At 55.0% G+C, this 17,451-nt stretch carries 15 protein-coding genes, 2 tRNA genes and 4 other RNA genes; 12 read left to right on the top strand and 9 right to left on the bottom strand.

Annotated features, from left to right (window positions below; genetic code table 11):
• Positions 1-14 precede the first annotated feature (14 nt).
• From pal to pnuC, 11 genes are all read left to right on the top strand, one after another.
• A complete protein-coding gene (gene pal, locus ABRZ28_RS00780; protein WP_319603736.1) occupies positions 15-527 on the top strand; it encodes a peptidoglycan-associated lipoprotein Pal in 513 nt (170 codons plus the stop codon).
• Between the two features lie 9 nt (positions 528-536).
• A complete protein-coding gene (cpoB, locus tag ABRZ28_RS00775; RefSeq protein ID WP_319603737.1) occupies positions 537-1,301 on the top strand; it encodes a cell division protein CpoB in 765 nt (254 codons plus the stop codon).
• Between the two features lie 175 nt (positions 1,302-1,476).
• Positions 1,477-1,552, top strand: a tRNA-Lys gene (locus tag ABRZ28_RS00770).
• A 15-nt stretch (positions 1,553-1,567) separates the two neighbouring features.
• Positions 1,568-1,697, top strand: a non-coding RNA gene (locus ABRZ28_RS00765) — RtT sRNA.
• A 33-nt stretch (positions 1,698-1,730) separates the two neighbouring features.
• Positions 1,731-1,806: transfer RNA gene (locus tag ABRZ28_RS00760), tRNA-Lys, on the top strand.
• A 45-nt stretch (positions 1,807-1,851) separates the two neighbouring features.
• Positions 1,852-1,979: non-coding RNA, RtT sRNA (locus ABRZ28_RS00755), on the top strand.
• Positions 1,980-2,024: 45 nt separating this feature from the next.
• A non-coding RNA gene (locus ABRZ28_RS00750) (RtT sRNA) lies at positions 2,025-2,152 on the top strand.
• A gap of 45 nt (positions 2,153-2,197) precedes the next feature.
• Positions 2,198-2,325: non-coding RNA, RtT sRNA (locus ABRZ28_RS00745), on the top strand.
• 254 nt (positions 2,326-2,579) lie between these two features.
• The gene (locus ABRZ28_RS00740; protein ID WP_319603738.1) at positions 2,580-3,296 is read left to right on the top strand and encodes a DUF554 domain-containing protein; all 717 of its coding nucleotides are present in this window, start codon (positions 2,580-2,582) and stop codon (positions 3,294-3,296) included.
• A 289-nt stretch (positions 3,297-3,585) separates the two neighbouring features.
• The gene (nadA, locus tag ABRZ28_RS00735) at positions 3,586-4,647 is read left to right on the top strand and encodes a quinolinate synthase NadA (RefSeq protein ID WP_330519273.1); all 1,062 of its coding nucleotides are present in this window, start codon (positions 3,586-3,588) and stop codon (positions 4,645-4,647) included.
• 126 nt (positions 4,648-4,773) lie between these two features.
• On the top strand, positions 4,774-5,499 hold the full coding sequence (gene pnuC / locus ABRZ28_RS00730) for a nicotinamide riboside transporter PnuC (RefSeq protein WP_330519272.1): 726 nt from the start codon (positions 4,774-4,776) through the stop codon (positions 5,497-5,499).
• A gap of 54 nt (positions 5,500-5,553) precedes the next feature.
• Here the strand turns inward: pnuC and zitB are convergent, their stop codons facing one another.
• Positions 5,554-6,474: a CDF family zinc transporter ZitB gene (gene zitB, locus ABRZ28_RS00725; RefSeq protein WP_330519271.1), complete on the bottom strand. Its 921-nt coding sequence runs from the start codon at positions 6,472-6,474 to the stop codon at positions 5,554-5,556.
• Positions 6,475-6,821: 347 nt separating this feature from the next.
• On the opposite strand from zitB, the gene aroG reads away from it, so the two are divergent.
• The gene (gene aroG / locus ABRZ28_RS00720) at positions 6,822-7,877 is read left to right on the top strand and encodes a 3-deoxy-7-phosphoheptulonate synthase AroG (protein ID WP_330519270.1); all 1,056 of its coding nucleotides are present in this window, start codon (positions 6,822-6,824) and stop codon (positions 7,875-7,877) included.
• A gap of 64 nt (positions 7,878-7,941) precedes the next feature.
• On the opposite strand, the gene gpmA is transcribed toward aroG, so the two are convergent.
• From gpmA to galM, 8 genes are all read right to left on the bottom strand, one after another.
• Complete coding sequence (gene gpmA, locus ABRZ28_RS00715; RefSeq protein WP_319603743.1) at positions 7,942-8,694, bottom strand: 2,3-diphosphoglycerate-dependent phosphoglycerate mutase; 753 nt, start codon at positions 8,692-8,694, stop codon at positions 7,942-7,944.
• Positions 8,695-8,830: 136 nt separating this feature from the next.
• Positions 8,831-11,968 carry an efflux RND transporter permease subunit gene (locus ABRZ28_RS00710; protein ID WP_330519269.1) on the bottom strand — a complete coding sequence of 1,046 codons (3,138 nt, stop codon included), beginning with the start codon at positions 11,966-11,968 and terminating at the stop codon, positions 8,831-8,833.
• Positions 11,965-13,455 carry an efflux RND transporter periplasmic adaptor subunit gene (locus tag ABRZ28_RS00705; protein WP_319603745.1) on the bottom strand — a complete coding sequence of 497 codons (1,491 nt, stop codon included), beginning with the start codon at positions 13,453-13,455 and terminating at the stop codon, positions 11,965-11,967. Before ABRZ28_RS00705 ends, ABRZ28_RS00710 begins: the two co-directional genes overlap by 4 nt.
• Positions 13,452-14,708 (bottom strand): TolC family protein, encoded by a 1,257-nt coding sequence (locus ABRZ28_RS00700; protein WP_319603746.1) that lies wholly within the window; start codon positions 14,706-14,708, stop codon positions 13,452-13,454. The genes ABRZ28_RS00705 and ABRZ28_RS00700 overlap by 4 nt, the downstream gene beginning before the upstream one ends.
• Positions 14,709-14,721: 13 nt before the next feature.
• The gene (locus ABRZ28_RS00695) at positions 14,722-15,066 is read right to left on the bottom strand and encodes a copper-binding protein (RefSeq protein ID WP_330519268.1); all 345 of its coding nucleotides are present in this window, start codon (positions 15,064-15,066) and stop codon (positions 14,722-14,724) included.
• A 74-nt stretch (positions 15,067-15,140) separates the two neighbouring features.
• A complete protein-coding gene (locus tag ABRZ28_RS00690; RefSeq protein ID WP_330519267.1) occupies positions 15,141-15,581 on the bottom strand; it encodes a hypothetical protein in 441 nt (146 codons plus the stop codon).
• Positions 15,582-15,873: 292 nt separating this feature from the next.
• The gene (locus ABRZ28_RS00685; protein WP_330519266.1) at positions 15,874-16,140 is read right to left on the bottom strand and encodes a hypothetical protein; all 267 of its coding nucleotides are present in this window, start codon (positions 16,138-16,140) and stop codon (positions 15,874-15,876) included.
• A 241-nt stretch (positions 16,141-16,381) separates the two neighbouring features.
• Positions 16,382-17,428 (bottom strand): galactose-1-epimerase, encoded by a 1,047-nt coding sequence (gene galM, locus ABRZ28_RS00680; protein WP_330519265.1) that lies wholly within the window; start codon positions 17,426-17,428, stop codon positions 16,382-16,384.
• Between the last annotated feature and the right edge of the window lie 23 nt (positions 17,429-17,451).

The following is a 17,451-nucleotide window of genomic DNA, read 5'->3' as shown; positions in this document are numbered from 1 at the left end:
AAGGACACAAAGAGATGCAATTCAATAAAGTGCTGAAAGGCCTGATGTTGGCTCTGCCGGTACTGGCAGTTGCCGCATGTAGCTCTAACAAGAATGCGGGCAGCGACCAATCTTCCATCGGCGCCGCCGACGGCAGCGGCAGCGGTTTTGAAAATGGCGGCGCCTCTTCTGAGCAGGCACGTCTGCAAATGCAGGAATTACAGCGTAACAATATCGTTTACTTCGATCTGGATAAGTACGATATTCGCTCTGATTTCGCTCAAATGCTGGACGCGCATGCTGCATTCCTGCGCGGCAACCCGTCTTACAAAGTGACCATCGAAGGTCATGCGGATGAACGCGGTACGCCGGAATACAACATTGCTCTGGGTGAACGTCGTGCTAATGCGGTACAAATGTACTTGCAGGGCAAGGGCGTTTCTTCCGATCAAATCTCTATCGTATCTTACGGTAAAGAAAAACCAGCCGTTCTGGGTCATGACGAAGCGGCATATGCCAAAAACCGTCGTGCCGTTCTGGTCTACTAAGAGAATCGCATGAGCAGTAACTTCAGACATCGTTTATTCGGTCTGTCGTTACTGGTTGGCGTAGCGGCTCCCTGGGCCGCTACTGCCCTGGCAGCGCCAATCAGTAATGTCGGCTCGGGCTCGGTAGAAGATCGAGTCACTCAATTGGAGCGTATTTCTAACGCTCACAGTCAGGTTTTAACCCAACTTCAGCAACAACTCTCCGATACGCAGCGTGATATTGATAATTTGCGCGGGCAGATTCAGGAAAGCCAGTATCAGTTGAATCAGGTTGTTGAACGACAAAAGCAGATCTATCAGCAAATTGACGGATTAAGTTCTTCCTCCGCATCCGCACCCGCCGCGGCCCAAACGCCGGATGCGTCTGGCGCGGATAACAGCGCCGCGCCGGCCGCCTCTGGTGATGCGAATAGCGATTACAATGAAGCTGTTGCCCTGGTACTGGAGAAAAAACAGTACGATCAGGCTATCAACGCATTTCAGGCTTTCGTTAAGAAATACCCGGATTCAACTTATCAACCCAATGCCAATTACTGGCTTGGACAGTTGAATTACAACAAGGGGAAGAAAGACGATGCCGCTTACTACTTTGCCAATGTAGTAAAAAACTACCCTAAATCCCCTAAAAGCGCCGAAGCTTTGCTGAAGGTCGGGGTGATCATGCAGGAAAAAGGTCAGGCGGATAAAGCCAAGGCCGTTTACCAGCAGGTCGTAAAAATGTATCCCAATACGGAAAGCGCCAAGCAGGCGCAAAAACGCCTCTCTGCATCCTGATCCTTTTTCTTCAGGTACAAAAGTTGCTCTTTATGGGCAATTTTTGTGCCTGAACGTCTGAAGAATAAGCAGTTGGACCTTTTTTATGGAAAATAGGTTGCGCTGAAAATTTAAATTAGTAATATATGCCGCCGTTGCCAAGGCAAGAACGAAACGCTAAAGCAGCATGAAATTTGGGTCGTTAGCTCAGTTGGTAGAGCAGTTGACTTTTAATCAATTGGTCGCAGGTTCGAATCCTGCACGACCCACCAATTTCAAATTAAGAGAGTGGTTTAGAATCGTGAAGGATGAGAACCGTAAGGTTCGACAAAATCGATATCGTCGATTTTGAACAACGCATCAAGCGTTGGCCCGAAGGGCGAGGCCATAGGCCGAGTTATCCTGCACGACCTACCAATTTCAAAATCAGTTCTAGTCGTACCGCATTGCGGGTCGTTAGCTCAGTTGGTAGAGCAGTTGACTTTTAATCAATTGGTCGCAGGTTCGAATCCTGCACGACCCACCATTATCCGCATATTCCCTTTTCTGAAGTAACTTCTCTAAAATCATTATGTAGCACGCGTCGTGCGGGTGAGAAGCTGCGTTCAGGTTCGAGCCGAGCGAAGCGAGACAGCAACGCGTTAGCGTTGACCCCGAAGGGGCGAGGCCGCAGGCCGAGTCATCCTGCACGACCCACCATTATCCGCATATTCCCTTTTCTGAAGTAACTTCTCTAAAATCATCATGTAGCACATGTCGTGCGGGTGAGAAGCTGCGTTCAGGTTCGAGCCGAGCGAAGCGAGACAGCAACGCGTCAGCGTTGACCCCGAAGGGGCGAGGCCGCAGGCCGAGTCATCCTGCACGACCCACCATTATCCGTATATTCCCTTTTCTGAAGTAACTTCTCTAAAATCATCATGTAGCACGCGTCGTGCGGGTGAGAAGCTGCGTTCAGGTTCGAGCCGAGCGAAGCGAGACAGCAACGCGTCAGCGTTGACCCCGAAGGGGCGAGGCCGCAGGCCGAGTCATCCTGCACGACCCACCATTATCCGCATATTCCCTTCTCTGAAATACATTCTTCCCAAATCGCCATGTAGCACGCGTCGTGCGAGCGGATCTCAGGATGAGACGAATCGCCAGAGACCCTACACGATCATCGCGCCCATTGATGCTATTTTCCCGTTACCAGATGGTTTGCGGTATATTACTTTTCTTTGGGCGTTCGCGATGGTCTGTCGCGCCTCTGCGTGTTGATGGATTATCTATATCGTGTATGCGTAGCAGAGGTTAGGGAATTTTATGATCGGTCCTTTGATTAATGGCGCCGCCATCGTTATCGGCGGCGGGCTTGGCATTGCGCTTCGGCGCTTTATCCCCCAGCGGTTGCAGGATGGTTTGCCCCCGGCATTCGCGATGGTGTCGATAGCGATGGGGATAACGCTGGTGATTAAAGTTCAGCAACTGCCGGCGGTAGCATTGGCGATCATTATCGGCGTCGCGGTCGGTGAGTTATGTCGTATGGAATCCGGCGTTCAATATGCCGGCATGATGATTCAACGGGCGCTCAGCCGTATCCTGCCGACACCTGAGCATCGCTTGCCGCAGGATGTCTACACGCAGAATTTTACCGCGCTGATTGTGCTGTTTTGCGCCAGCGGAACCGGGGTCGTCGGGTCATTGACCGAAGGGATGAGCGGCGACTACCAATTACTGATCATCAAGTCCGCTCTGGATATTTTTACCGCCTTGATTTTTTCTATCTCGCTTGGCTTTGCGGTGATGTCGATCGCCATTCCCCAGCTTATTATCCAGTCGCTGCTGTTTTATTCCGCCAAGTTGATAATGCCGTTTATGACGGTGGTCACGTCAGGCGACTTCTCTGCCTGCGGTGGTTTGATTATGATTGCCGTCGGATTGCGGATTGCACAAATTAAATTATTCGCGGTGGTGAACTTCCTGCCCGCGCTGTTTTTTATCATTCCTATCTCATTGTATTGGCATCGATTTTTTGGTTGACTCCGCCTCTGCGCCTGAGCCTCCGGATGCGTCGTGGCTCAGGTCTATCTTCGGATGCGCTTACGTTTTTGGCTGCTCAATCCCACCCTGGTTTTCATCGTCGATGAGCAGTGAACGTTTTTTTAATCTTCTTGTTTTAAGTTGATTAAACAAAATACTGAATTTTGCTAAAAATAGCGCGACTTCATGCTTTTTTTTCGCTATTTTGTTTAGGATAAAAAACAATACAACCTGAATCGTGCGGCTTCCGCTGTTTCAGATCTCTGAGTTGTCATCATGGACACCCATAATGAGCATCCTTTTTGATAGCAATGAAACCATTTATCCTTTCCCGGCCAAGCCAAAGCCCTTATCGGCAGAAGCCAGGCAGCACTACCGCAGCAGGATAAAGTCTCTATTACGGCAGAGAAATGCTGTGATGGTCGCGCATTACTACACCGACCCGGAAATTCAATCCCTGGCGGAGGAAACGGGCGGTTGTGTCGCCGATTCTCTGGAAATGGCCCGGTTCGGCAGTACGCACCCAGCCTCAACGCTGTTAGTCGCCGGCGTTCGTTTTATGGGGGAAACGGCAAAGATCCTGAATCCGGAAAAAACCGTGCTGATGCCAACGCTTGAGGCGGAGTGTTCGCTCGACCTTGGTTGCCCGGTCGATGCGTTTAGCCGCTTCTGCGACGCTCATCCCGATCGCGTGGTGGTGGTGTATGCCAATACTTCGGCGGCGGTAAAAGCGCGCGCCGATTGGGTGGTCACGTCCAGTATCGCCGTTGAGTTGATTGAACATCTCGATAGTCTGGGTAAAAAGATTATCTGGGCGCCCGATCGTCATCTGGGTAGCTATGTGCAAAAGCAGACCGGCGCCGACGTGCTGTGTTGGCAGGGGGCTTGCATCGTGCATGATGAGTTTAAAACTCAGGCTTTGAAGCGCATGAAAGCGCTGTATCCTGATGCGGCCGTGCTGGTTCATCCGGAATCTCCGCAGAGCGTGGTTGATATGGCCGACGCCGTGGGTTCCACCAGCCAACTGATTCAGGCTGCCAGCACTTTGCCGCAGCGCGAGATGATTGTGGCGACCGATCGCGGCATTTTCTACAAGATGCAGCAGGCGTGTCCCGGTAAAACCTTGCTGGAAGCGCCGACCGCCGGCGAAGGGGCGACCTGCCGCAGTTGCGCGCACTGCCCGTGGATGGCGATGAATGGCCTGGAAGCCATCGCCAACGGGCTGGAGCGGCATGGCGACGCGCATGAAATTCACGTGGACGCTGCATTGCGCGAGAGCGCATTGATTCCGTTGAACCGCATGCTGGATTTTGCCGCTACACTGAAATTACAGGTGCGCGGCAATGCCTGATAGCTCAATATTCCCATTTGGTGATACCCAACAGGTTTCAGTTAACCGGAAGCCAATACGCCGGTAATCAGAAGATGAAGGGGATGGCCATGGATTTGCGCATAATGATTAAGACAGGATAATGAGATGGATTTTTTCAGTACCGGTAATATTTTAGTTCATATCCCTTTAGGGGCGGGCGGCTACGATCTGTCCTGGATAGAAGCGATTGGCACGCTATTCGGGTTGCTTTGTATTTGGTTGGCGAGTCTGGAAAAAACCATTAACTATTTGTTTGGTTTGATCAATGTCACGCTGTTTGCCGTGATCTTTTTCCAGATTCAACTCTATGCCAGTCTGCTGCTGCAAATTTTCTTTTTTGCCGCCAATATTTACGGTTGGTATGCCTGGACGCGCAAAACAGCGTCGCAGGAGGCGGAACTTAAAATCCGCTGGCTGTCGTTATCCAAATTGATCGCCTGGTCCGTGGTATGCGTCGTCACCATCGGCCTGATGACCCTGTATATCGACGCCGTTTTTGCCGCGCTGACGCGTATTGCGGTGTCGGGCATGCAAAGCCTGGGGCTAGACGTACAAATGCCGGAGCTACAGCCGGACGCATTCCCCTTCTGGGATTCCACCATGATGGTGCTGTCGATTGTCGCTATGATCCTGATGACGCGCAAGTACGTTGAAAACTGGCTGTTGTGGGTGGTCATTGATGTTATCAGCGTGGTGATTTTCGCTTATCAAGGGGTCTACGCGATGGCGGTGGAATACGCGATATTGACGCTTATCGCACTCAACGGTTCCTGGCTATGGATTAAAAGCGCGCAGGAAAACCGCGCCAAACCGCTATCTGCCGAAGCGTAATACGCAGAAAGGTCAGGCTCCCGCTCGGGAGCCTGTTTTCGTTTTGCATTTACATTAGTGGCGATGGTGGTGATGACCATCGATATGATTGAGGTCGCAGTGGTCATCGTCACAGTGCTGGTATTCCATCTGAATCGTAGCGTGATCGATTTGGTAATGTTGCAACAAATAATCCTGAATGCGCTTTAATAACGCATCATGATCATAAGGCGGAATGACCTGAGCATGCAGCGTCATAAACGGTTTTTCGCCGACCTGCCACAAATGGACATGATGGATGTTTCTGACCTCCGGTATATTGAGGGTCAGGTCTTTCTTCAGAACATCAATGCTGATCTGGCCTGGTGTGCCTTCCAGCAGCTCATGAATACTCTCTTTCATCAACGCCCAGGCGCTGCGTAACACCAGACAAGAGACCAGGATGGAGAGGATGGGGTCGATCGGCGTCCAGTTGGTAAACTGGATAATCAAGGCGGCGAAAATCGCGCCTACCGAACCCAGCAAGTCGCCCAGAACGTGCAGCGCCGCCGCCCGGACATTAATATTTTTCTCTTCGCCGCCGTGATGCAGCAGCCAGAACGCCGCAATGTTCGCCGCCAAGCCTGCAATGGCGATAATCAGCATGGGCAGACTTGCCACCGGTTGCGGTTGATAAAAGCGCTGGATGGCTTCCCAGAAGATGAAAGCGGTAATCACGGCCAATGTCAGCGCATTAACGAATGCGGCGAGGGTGGTCAGACGCAGGTAGCCAAAGGTATGACGGGCGTTAGGTTTACGTTGCGCAAACCGGACGGCTAATAAAGCCATCAACAGGGCCGCGGCGTCGGTCAACATGTGGCCGGCATCGGCCAGCAGCGCCAGCGAGCCGGAATACAATCCGCCAATCACCTCGGCCACCATGAAGGTCGCGGTAACGATAAATGCCGCTAAAAGCCGTTTACCGTTACCCGATTCTGAGGGGTGGGAATGAGCCATGATCTATCCTGAGTTGGGTATAAGCCGATTAATTTCTTACTACTGTAGTCGACAGTAAAAAACTTTTCTGCTGATTTTCAATATGGTGCGCACGGAAGGCAGATGTTTGCGGCGCATAACCGATACTGGCCTTTTCCCGCATGGTTAAAACGCGGCTTATTTGCCTCGAAAAGCATTTGATCGGCTAAACGCGGTCAATTTCAGCGCCATTAAGTCGTTTTCTTGGCATATAATAGTCAGCCTGCAACATGAGCAGCTTCATTTCTCAATCTATCAGCTATCTTGCACGTCAGGTGGCGCGCGTTGGATGTGGGTTAAAATACCGTTCTGGAATCGATGGAATTATTATGAATTACCAAAATGATGATTTAAGAATTAAAGACATTAAGGAACTTTTACCGCCTATCGCCCTGTTGGAAAAATTTCCGGCCACTGAGCGCGCCGCGGAAACCGTCTCATTCACGCGTACCGCCATTCATAAGATTCTTAATCATAACGATGACCGTCTGCTGGTGATCATCGGCCCTTGCTCTATTCACGATCCTGAAGCGGCCAGAGAATATGCGGGTCGCCTGCTTAAATTACGTCAGGAACTGAAAGACGATCTGGAAGTGGTGATGCGGGTTTATTTTGAAAAACCGCGCACGACGGTGGGGTGGAAAGGTTTGATTAACGATCCCCATCTGGACCATAGCTATCAGATCAACGACGGACTGCGTATTGCGCGCCGCCTGTTGCTGGATATCAATCATACCGGCTTGCCCACCGCGGGCGAGTTTCTGGATATGATCACGCCGCAGTATCTGGCTGATTTGATGAGCTGGGGGGCGATCGGCGCCCGGACGACGGAGTCTCAGGTACACCGTGAACTGGCTTCCGGTCTGTCTTGTCCGGTTGGCTTTAAGAATGGTACCGACGGCACCATTAAGGTCGCCATCGACGCGATTAATGCCGCCAGCGCGCCGCATTGCTTCCTGTCCGTCACCAAGTGGGGCCACTCCGCTATCGTGAATACCAGCGGCAACAACGACTGCCACATTATTCTGCGCGGCGGCAAGGCGCCGAACTACAGCGCGGAAGATGTTAAAGCGGTCAAGGCGGGTCTGGAGAAAGCCGGACTGTCGCCGCAGGTGATGATTGACTTCAGCCATGCGAACAGCTGCAAACAATTCAAAAAGCAGATGGAAGTGTGTGAAGACGTTAGCCGTCAGATTGCGCAGGGCGAAAAAGCGATTATCGGCGTGATGGTCGAAAGCGCGCTGGTGGAAGGTAACCAGGATCTGGAGAGCGGCGAACCCTTGGTATATGGCAAGAGCGTGACGGATGCCTGCATCGGTTGGGAAGATACGCAAGCGCTGTTGCGTCAGTTGGCGTCGGCGGTACGCGAACGCCGCAGTAAATAACTGCTGAACGGCGCGTAATAAAAAACCCGGCGCGATGGCCGGGTTTTTTGCTGGTTAAGCCTAATTACTTGGCTTTACCCTGATTCGCTACCGCCGCGGCTTTTGCTGCGATTTCATCAGCATTGCCCAGATAGTAGTGTTTGATCGGTTTGAAGTTTTCATCAAACTCATAAACCAACGGCACGCCGGTTGGGATATTCAGTTCAAGAATTTCGTCTTCGCCCATGTTGTCCAGGTATTTGACCAGAGCACGCAGTGAGTTGCCGTGAGCGGCGATAATAACGCGCTCGCCGCTTTTAATGCGCGGCAGAATGGTTTCATTCCAGTAAGGAACCACACGTTCGATGGTCAGAGCCAGGCTTTCAGTCAGCGGAAGTTCTTTGTCGCTCAGAGAAGCGTAGCGCGGATCGTGCCCAGGGAAACGTTCGTCATCGCGGGTCAGTTCCGGCGGGGTAACGGCAAAGCCGCGGCGCCACTGTTTAACTTGCTCGTCGCCGTATTTCTCAGCGGTTTCCGCTTTATTCAAACCTTGCAGCGCGCCGTAATGACGTTCGTTCAGTTTCCAGCATTTTTCTACTGGCAGCCAGGCTTGATCCAGCTCGTCCAGTATATTCCACAGCGTATGAATAGCACGTTTCAGCACGGAAGTGTAAGCGAAGTCAAAGGAAAAACCTTCATCTTTAAGTAACTTACCTGCGGCTTTTGCTTCTGAACGACCTTTGTCGGACAGATCAACATCGTACCAGCCTGTGAAGCGGTTTTCGTTGTTCCACTGGCTTTCACCGTGTCTTACCAGTACCAGCTTAGTTACAGCCATAGCTAAACTCCTTCATATCCTAAGATTTCTGTGATAACTCGCTCCATTATAGGGGCGGAGGGCGGTTATCGGCAATCGATAGTCGACGGTCAACGCCATTTATCAGCGTGATGTTTGTTCAAAATCACGCTCAGCTTTATCGTTTCAGCCGATTCGAATCATTCTTGTGCAATAGCAGATAAACCGCCGGGATCACCAGCATGGAAAGCAGCGGCGCGCTGACCATGCCGCCAATCATCGGCGCGGCGATGCGTTGCATAATCTCAGAACCGCTGCCGCCGCCCCACATGATCGGCAATAAACCGGCCATGATCGTCGCAACGGTCATCATCTTCGGCCGTACGCGCAGTACCGCGCCTTCATGAATGGCGGCCATTAGCTGCTGTCGCGAGAGCGGCTGCCCATCCACGCGGTGTTTTTCCACCGCGTGATTGAGATAGAGCAACATGATGACGCCGAATTCGGCTGAAACGCCGGCCAGTGCGATGAACCCTACCGCGCCGGCGACGGAGAGATTATAGCCCAGAATATAGAGCAACCAGACTCCGCCGATCAACGCAAAGGGCAGGGTCGCCATAATCAGCAACGCGTCTCTGATGCGGTTAAACGTGACATACAGCAGCACGAAAATAATCAGCAGCGTGAAGGGAACGACGATTTTCATTTTCTCCGTCGCCCGCTCCAGGTACTCAAATTGTCCCGACCAACTGAGAGAGATGCCTTCCGGCAGCGTGACCTGACTGGCAACGGCCTGCTGCATGTCCTGCACGGCGGATTTCAAATCCCGTCCGCGCAGATCGACATAAATCCAGTCGGATAAGCGTCCGTTTTCGCTTTTCAGCATCGGCGGGCCTTCGCTGACGCTGATATCGGCTAATTCGGCCAGCGTAACGCGCGCGCCGCTCTCCGTCACCACCGGCAAATCCCGCAGTTTATCCAGCGAATCGCGCAACTCGCGCGGATAACGGATATTGATGGGGTAGCGCTGGCGGCCTTCAATGGTTTCGCCGATATTTTGTCCGCCGATCAACGTCGATACCAGCGACTGTAACTCATCCACCGACACGCCGTAGCGCGCAGCCCGCAGGCGATTGATATCGATATCGATATAGCGGCCGCCGGCCAGACGTTCGGCCAGCGCGGAGGTGACGCCCGGCACGTTCTTCACTACCTGCTCGATTTGCGCGGCAATGCGCTCGATATCCTGCAAATTATTACCGTTCACCTTGATGCCCACCGGGCTTTTGATGCCGGTGGCCAGCATATCCAGACGGTTACGGATCGGCGGCACCCACACGTTGGCGATACCGGGTAAGTTGACGGTGGCGTCCAGTTCGGCAATCAGCTTATCCATGGTCATTCCCGTCCGCCATTGATCGCGCGGTTTTAGTCGGATGGTGCTTTCCAGCATGGTTAACGGCGCGGGATCGGTCGCGGTTTCCGCTCTGCCGGCTTTACCAAAAACCGACTCGACTTCGGGAACGGTTTTGATCAGCCGGTCCGTTTGTTGCAACAGCCGCGCCGCTTCCCGCGCAGAGATGCCGGGCAGCGTCGACGGCATATAGAGCAGATCGCCTTCGTCCAGCGGCGGCATGAATTCACTACCGAGGCGGCTAAGCGGAAACAGCGTGAGCAGCAACAGGCCGCCGGCGACCAGCAGGGTGGTTTTCGGATAGCTCAGCACTTTCTGTAACACCGGATGATATAAGGCGATCAGCCAGCGGTTCAGCGGGTTGGCCTGTTCGTCAGGGATCTTGCCGCGCACGAAATAGCCCATCAGCACCGGAACCAGCGTGATCCCCAATCCGGCGGCGACCGCCATCGCATAGGTTTTGGTGAAGGCCAGCGGCGAGAACATCCGGCCTTCTTGCGCTTCCAACGAGAACACCGGCACAAACGACAGCGTGATGATCAGCAGGCTGCAAAACAACGCCGGGCCGACTTCGGTAGCGGCCCGCTCGGCCAGTTGCCACCACTCTTTATCGTGCGGATTTCTCCCCGGATTTTGATGTCGCCACTGTTCAACCACTTTGTGCATGTTTTCTATCATCACGATAGCCGCATCCACCATGGCGCCGATCGCAATCGCGATGCCGCCCAGCGACATGATGTTGGCGTTTACCCCCTGATAACGCATGATGATAAACGCGCCAAGGATCCCCAGCGGCAGGCTGATGATCGCCACCAGCGCCGAACGGAAATGAAACAGAAACAGCGCGCAGATAACGGTAACCACCGCAAACTCTTCCAGCAGCTTATGACTCAGCGTTTCAATCGCCTGTTCAATCAGTTGGGAACGATCGTAGGTGGGGACGATCTCGACGCCGGCCGGCAGGCTTTTCTGAATTTCCGTCAGCCGCGCCTTGACCGCATGCAGCGTCTCCAGCGCATTTTTGCCGTAGCGCAGGACGATGATGCCGCCGGCCACTTCGCCTTCGCCATTCAGCTCGGCGATGCCCCGGCGCATTTCCGGCCCTTCGCGCAGGGTGGCGACATCCTGCAATAGCACCGGAATGCCGTTGCGCATGGTCACGACGACCTGATTGAAATCCTGCGCATTTTTCAGATAGCCGGCGGTGCGAACCATATATTCCGCTTCACCCAACTCTACGACCGAACCGCCGCTCTCCTGATTCGCCGCCTGAATAGCGCTGATGATTTGCTGATGGGTAATATTCTGCGCCCGCATCCGTTCCGGATCGACCACGATCTGATATTGCTTCACCATGCCGCCGACGCTGGCGATCTCGGCGACGTTAGGGATGGTTTTCAGTTCGAACTTGAGCAACCAGTCCTGTATTCCCCGCAGATCCGCCAGACTATGCCTGCCGCTGCGATCGACAAGGGCATATTCGTAGATCCAGCCGACGCCGGTGGCATCGGGCCCGAGGGAGGTTTTGGCGTCGGCGGGCAGACTTGACTGTACCTGGCTGAGATATTCCAGCACGCGGGAGCGCGCCCAGTAAGGGTCGGTGCCGTCCTCGAACAGAATATAGACGTACGCGTCGCCGAACATGGAAAAGCCGCGCACCGTTTTCGCCCCCGGAACCGACAGCATGGTGGTGGTCAGCGGATAAGTCACCTGATTTTCCACCACCTGCGGGGCTTTGCCGGGATAGCTGACGCGGATAATCACCTGAACGTCTGAAAGGTCGGGCAGGGCATCCAGCGGCGCTTTCTGTAGCGATATAATCCCCCAGGCCGCCATCAGTAACGCGGCCAACAGCACCAACAGCCGGTTTTTCAGCGACCAGCGAATGACGTAAGCAATCATTGATGGCCTCCATGCTCGGCATTAAGCGGCGCGATGCGCTGAATATGAATACCGTTGTCATCCATATTAAAACGGAAGCTGACTTTGCTGCCGATGCCAATTCCCGGCGGCAGTCCGTCTGCCGGCAGCGTGAAGTCCATGGTCATCGGCGACCAGTTAAGCGCCGCAACGGCGTCATGCTCAATGGTAAGCTGGTCGCCGTTGATGGCTTTGATGACCCCCTGCGTCTGATACCCGGCGGGCTGCCCATTCGCTTCCGACGGCGATGTCTGCGGTTTTTCATCGCCAAACTGCGACAGCGAGCTGCGCAGGCTGGCTTCGGAATCGATCAGGAACTGACCCGACGTGACGACGGCGTCGCCTTCGCGCAGGCCGTCGGTGATTTCGGCCCAGTCGTTCTGAGTGATGCCGACGGTGACGTTGCGCGGCACGAAGTGGCCGTCGCCTTCGCTGAGCAATACCCGATTCCGGCTCCCGCTAACCAACAAGGCCTGTTGCGGGATCATCAGGCGCGGCTGTGGCTTCTGACCGGCGATCTGTACCGACAGGTACATGCCGGGTTTGAGCTGGTGCTGAGGATTTTCCAGCACCACGCGCGCTTTCAGCGTCCGGGTGGCGTCATCCAGTACCGGTAATAGTTCGCTGATGGCGCCGCGAAAGGTTTTTCCCGGCCAGGCGTTGCTGCCGGCTATCGCTTCGCTGCCGACGGTCAACTGCGCCGCCTGCGCCTGCGGGTAATCCACCTCGACCCAGACAGGATCTAAACTCGCCAATTCGAATAACGGCTGCGCCGGGGTTAACTGCATGCCTGCGCGCACCTCCAGTTTATTCACGTAACCGCTTGCCGGCGCGACGATCGTCACTCGGGACTGCGGTTTCCCGCTACGCTCCACTTCTCGGATCACCGCTTCCGGCATAAACAACAGAGACAGCTTTTGGCGCGCGGCCTGAGTCAGCGAACGATCGCCCAACTGTCGTACCGCCAGATACTCCTGCTGCGCCGCGCTCCAGGCGGGGTTCCACAGCGTCGCCAATGTTTCCCCCTGTTTCACCTGCTGTTGCAACGCATTGACATTAAGCCGTTCGACAATACCGCCGCTGGGCGCGACGATGGTGCGCAGCCCGCGTTCGTTCAGCGTCACGCTGCCATAGCCGGAAATTTGCGTGTCGAGCGATCGGATTTTCGCCTGCGCGGTGCGAACGCCCAGATTTTGCTGTTGACGAGGGCTGATGGTGACGCCGCCGTCATCCTGCGCTTCATCGGCATAACGGGGGATGAGCTGCATATCCATAAACGGCGATTTACCCGGTTTATCGAAGCGTTTATCCGGCACCATGGGATCGTACCAGTACAGCACCGGACGTTCGCTTTGTGCCGGCGAGGCGACGGCGGTTGTCCGAGGTTGCTGGCCGCCCCAGAAATAACCGACGCCGAGCGCGCCGGCGATCGCCAGCGTCAGCAGGCTGATAGTGAGTGGTTTATTCATTGCAATGGGTTTCCCTGTGGCGTCAGATAACGAATGGCTGCCCAAAACTGAGCCATCTCCCGAGCGGTAGTCTGTGCGTCAATCTGGCTTTCAAGCAGCGAGCGACGGGCTTCGAGCACGGCGGCAAGGTCGCTGACGCCGGACTGATACTGGGTCTGGATCAGCTTGATGCGCTGTCGCTGGAGAGGCAGCACCTCATTTTTCTGCCGCTGCCAGCGCGACTGAGCGGCCTGATACTGCGCGATCAGCGTGGCAAGCTGCGCCTGATGCTCTCTGCCGGTTAACAGTACGTTGTCGCGCGCTTCCTGCGTGCGGGCCACATCGGCGGCGTAGTCTTTATCCTGCCGTTTGGATTTGAACAGCGGCAGATCGACGGTCACCATCACGCCCGCCATGTCGTCGTAGTCGTCGCCACGTTTGGCGTAATAAAGTTCAACGCCCACATCGGGAATGGCCGCCACCGAGGATTGCGCCGAGCGAGCCAGAGCCAGTTCGGATTCGCGTTGCGCCAGCTGCATCTCCGGGTGCAGATGAATCGTTTTGCTCAGCTCGTCGGGCGAGGCGGGTAAACGTTCAAAGCGGGGAAGCGCGCCGCGGATATTGATATCCGGTATGCCGGTCAGTTGCACCATCCTGGCGCGCGCGATTTGCACATCCCGTTCGGCATCGGCCAGTTTATCCTGCATGGCCGCCAGCGTCAGACGGGCGTCCAGTACGTTACTGGCTTCGCCGCCGCTTGCGACGCCGGCCTTTTGCAACGGAATCTGCCGCCGGCTTTCATTGACCAACGATTTGACCTCTTGCAGGGATTGCTGCGATAGCGCCAGCTCCAGCCAGGCCTGAGCGGTTTCCCGTTGCAGACGGGCGCGAATAGCTTCACGGTTGCTGCGCAGGCTATCGGCTTCCACGCGGAACGTTTGCGCCTTGTTTTCGCGTTTGCTGCTGCTGACATAGGTTTGCATGATGCCGATGCGCTGCATCGTCATGCCTTCGCGCGTCAGTCGGCCGCCGTTATTTCCCCCCAACGGCAGGTTTTCGACGCCGAATTTGAGTTGAGGATCCGGGAGTTGCGTGGCGGAATCGGCCATGTTTTGCAGCGAGCGAATCTGATGATTATTGGCCGACAGCTCGGCGGAATAGCGCTCCGCCGCCTGTAAGGCCTGATTCAGATCCAGATCCGCCGCAAACGACACGGCAGGCAGCCACAGCAACATCGCCAGCCACCCCGGAGAAGGGCGTTTGGATAGGCTCATGTTCGATCCTCTTTTATTGTTGCCGCGGCGTAATATTGGTCAAGGTATAGCCGCTGTCGCTTTGGATAAAACTGAAGGCGACGGGCGTGTTAACCGGCAACGGTTTGAGAGGTTCATCGGAGGCGTCAGGCAGCCTGAAGGCCATGGTCATGGCCGGCCACTGCAAGTCGGCAATGGGCGTATGGGAAATGGTGACGCTGCGGGTATCCCATTGTTTAATTATCCCGCTGGCTTGGTAGACCTTTGCTGCGGTTTTGGACGCGTCGGGCGATGTCGGCGCGTAATGCTGATGCTCATTGGCCCATAAAGAGGAAGAAAGAAGCAGGCCGGCGATAAACGCCATATAAGTGGTACGCATAAGAATAGCTCCATAAAAACGATAAATAACATACGATTACGCCAATTGGCGCAGACTGGTTAATCGTTGTTGAGCTATTCGATAAAGCGGCAGAAACGGATTTCGGCCGGGGGGCCGGCAACCGGAGGGGTGAACCATACATGACTGGCGCAATTCGCTTCTCGCGGCGCAGCGGCCAGCGCTAACTCACTGCTGACCGGCAGCGCCAGTAACGCCGGCGATGCGTTGTCCTGTTTGATGGTGTCCGGCACACAGTGTTTTTCGCACAGCGGCGTCTGTTGCCCTGCCGAGTGTTTCGGCATCGCATCATGATGGGATGAATGAGACGTCGTTTGTTGCAGGTGCGCCTGATGCTGCACGGAAGGGGATACATTGTTGATCGTCAGATCGCAATGATGCCCTGCGAGGGCCAGTTGAGCATTCAGAAATAGCCAGCATAAGGCTAACAGCCATCCCCACCGGCCCTTGTGGCGCAGGTGGTGAATAAAGAAAGGCGATAATCCGGATGCTGACATGACATATCCTTACTGAATGCCATGGCAGTGTAATAGTCGGAAACTGACGCGGGCAAGCGGGAAATTGAAGAGATTTGTAAATTGGCGACGCGGGATCTTTTCTGTCACGCAGAACCTCCTGCCGCCGAGGGGGATGGCGGGATACTCTTGTTAGTCGTTCCCACGCAGGCGGGGATCAGGTAATGGCTGTCTACGGTTTCAGCGGGCGATCCCCGCCTACTGCCGCGGGGATGACGGGGAGATATTTGGGAATGACTTTCCCCTCAGTCATTCCCGCGCAGGCGGGAATCAGTCAATGACTATTCACGGTTTCAGCAGGAGATCCCCGCCAACTGCCGCGGGGATGACGGGTACTTTTTTGCGTCATCCCCGCGCAGGCGGGGATCAGGTAATGGCTATCTACGGTTTCAGCGGGCGATCCCCGCCTACTGCCGCGGGGATGACGGGTACTCTTTTGCGTCATTCCCACGCAGGCGGGGATCAGATAATGGCTGTCTACGGTTTCAGCGGGCGATCCCTGCCTGTTGCCGCGGGGATGACGGGTACTATTTTGCGTCATTCCCGCGCAGGCGGGGATCAGGCAATGGCTGTCTACGGTTTCAGCAGGAGATCCCCGCCAACTGCCGCGGGGATGACGGGGAGATATTTGGGAATGACTTTCCCCTCAGTCATTCCCGCGCAGGCGGGAATCAGTCAATGACTATTCACGGTTTCAGCAGGAGATCTCCGCCAACTGCCGCGGGGATGACGGGTACTCTTTTGCGTCATTTCCGCGCAGGCGGGGACGATGAGGTTGCCGGTTATTGGGAAAAAAACTGGTACGTCGTCTCAGAACGATAAACCTTTCCCGGTTTTAACCAGCAATCCGGCTGCGGCCACTCCGGGTGATTGGGGCTGTCCGGCAGGAATTCGCTTTCCAGCGCGACGCCGGCATAATTTTCATAAGCCCGATCTCCACGCGAAGGCGTTCCGGCGAGGAAATTGCCGCTGTAGAGTTGCAGGGCCGGCGCGCTGGTAAACACGCTCATCAATACGCGTCCGTCGGATGACCATAGATTGGCCGCCGGACTTGCGCCGGAACCGCAGGTTCGGTGCAACAGATAAGCATGATCGTAACCGCCGACGGCAATCTGATCCTGGTCGCGCAGAAAGTCTTTCCCCAGCGTTTTAGGCTGGCGGAAATCCATTCCGGTGCCGTTTACTTCGGCGAGGCCGGCGATGGGAATACCGTCGCTGTTTACCGGCAGATAATCGTCCGCAAACAGTTGCAACCGATGTTGACGCACGTCTGCCGGGCTGCCGTCAAGGTTAAAGTAGGCATGATTGGTCAGGCACACCGGGCAATGTTTCTCCGCGACGGCCTGGTATTCGATTTCCAGCGCGTTCTGTTCGGTCAGGCGATAGCATGCCTGCACGCTAAGCTGGCCGGGAAATCCCTGATCGCCGTCCGCAGAGTGCAGTTGATAGGTGACCTGCGACGCATCCTGACTGAGGATCCGCCAGCGTCGGGCGTGGAAACCTTCCAGCCCGCCATGCAACTGGTGTTCTCCCTGATTGGCCGTCAGATGAAAAACTTCATCTCCGCGTCGGATCGTGGCATTGGCGATGCGATTGGCATAACGGCCGATCGACGCGCCGAGATAGGCCTGCTGCTGCGGATATTGTTCAGGCGAGGCGCACCCCAGCAACACTTCGCGAACCTCGCCATCCGCCAGGGGAAGTTCACAGGACAGCCAGGTTGCGCCCCAATCCATTAAACGCACGCGCATGCCGGCCTGGTTTTGCAACGTGGTTAGCTGAAATGGCTGACCATCCGGCGCCGGCGCGGCGGTTTTTTCATTCAACATGGCCTGCTCCTGTACGTATTTAG

The sequence above is a fragment of the Brenneria sp. g21c3 genome (assembly GCF_040240345.1).
GTDB lineage: Bacteria > Pseudomonadota > Gammaproteobacteria > Enterobacterales > Enterobacteriaceae > Brenneria.
The sequence above is the reverse complement of the archived record's forward strand: the minus strand, read 5'-3'. Positions and strand labels throughout refer to the sequence as shown.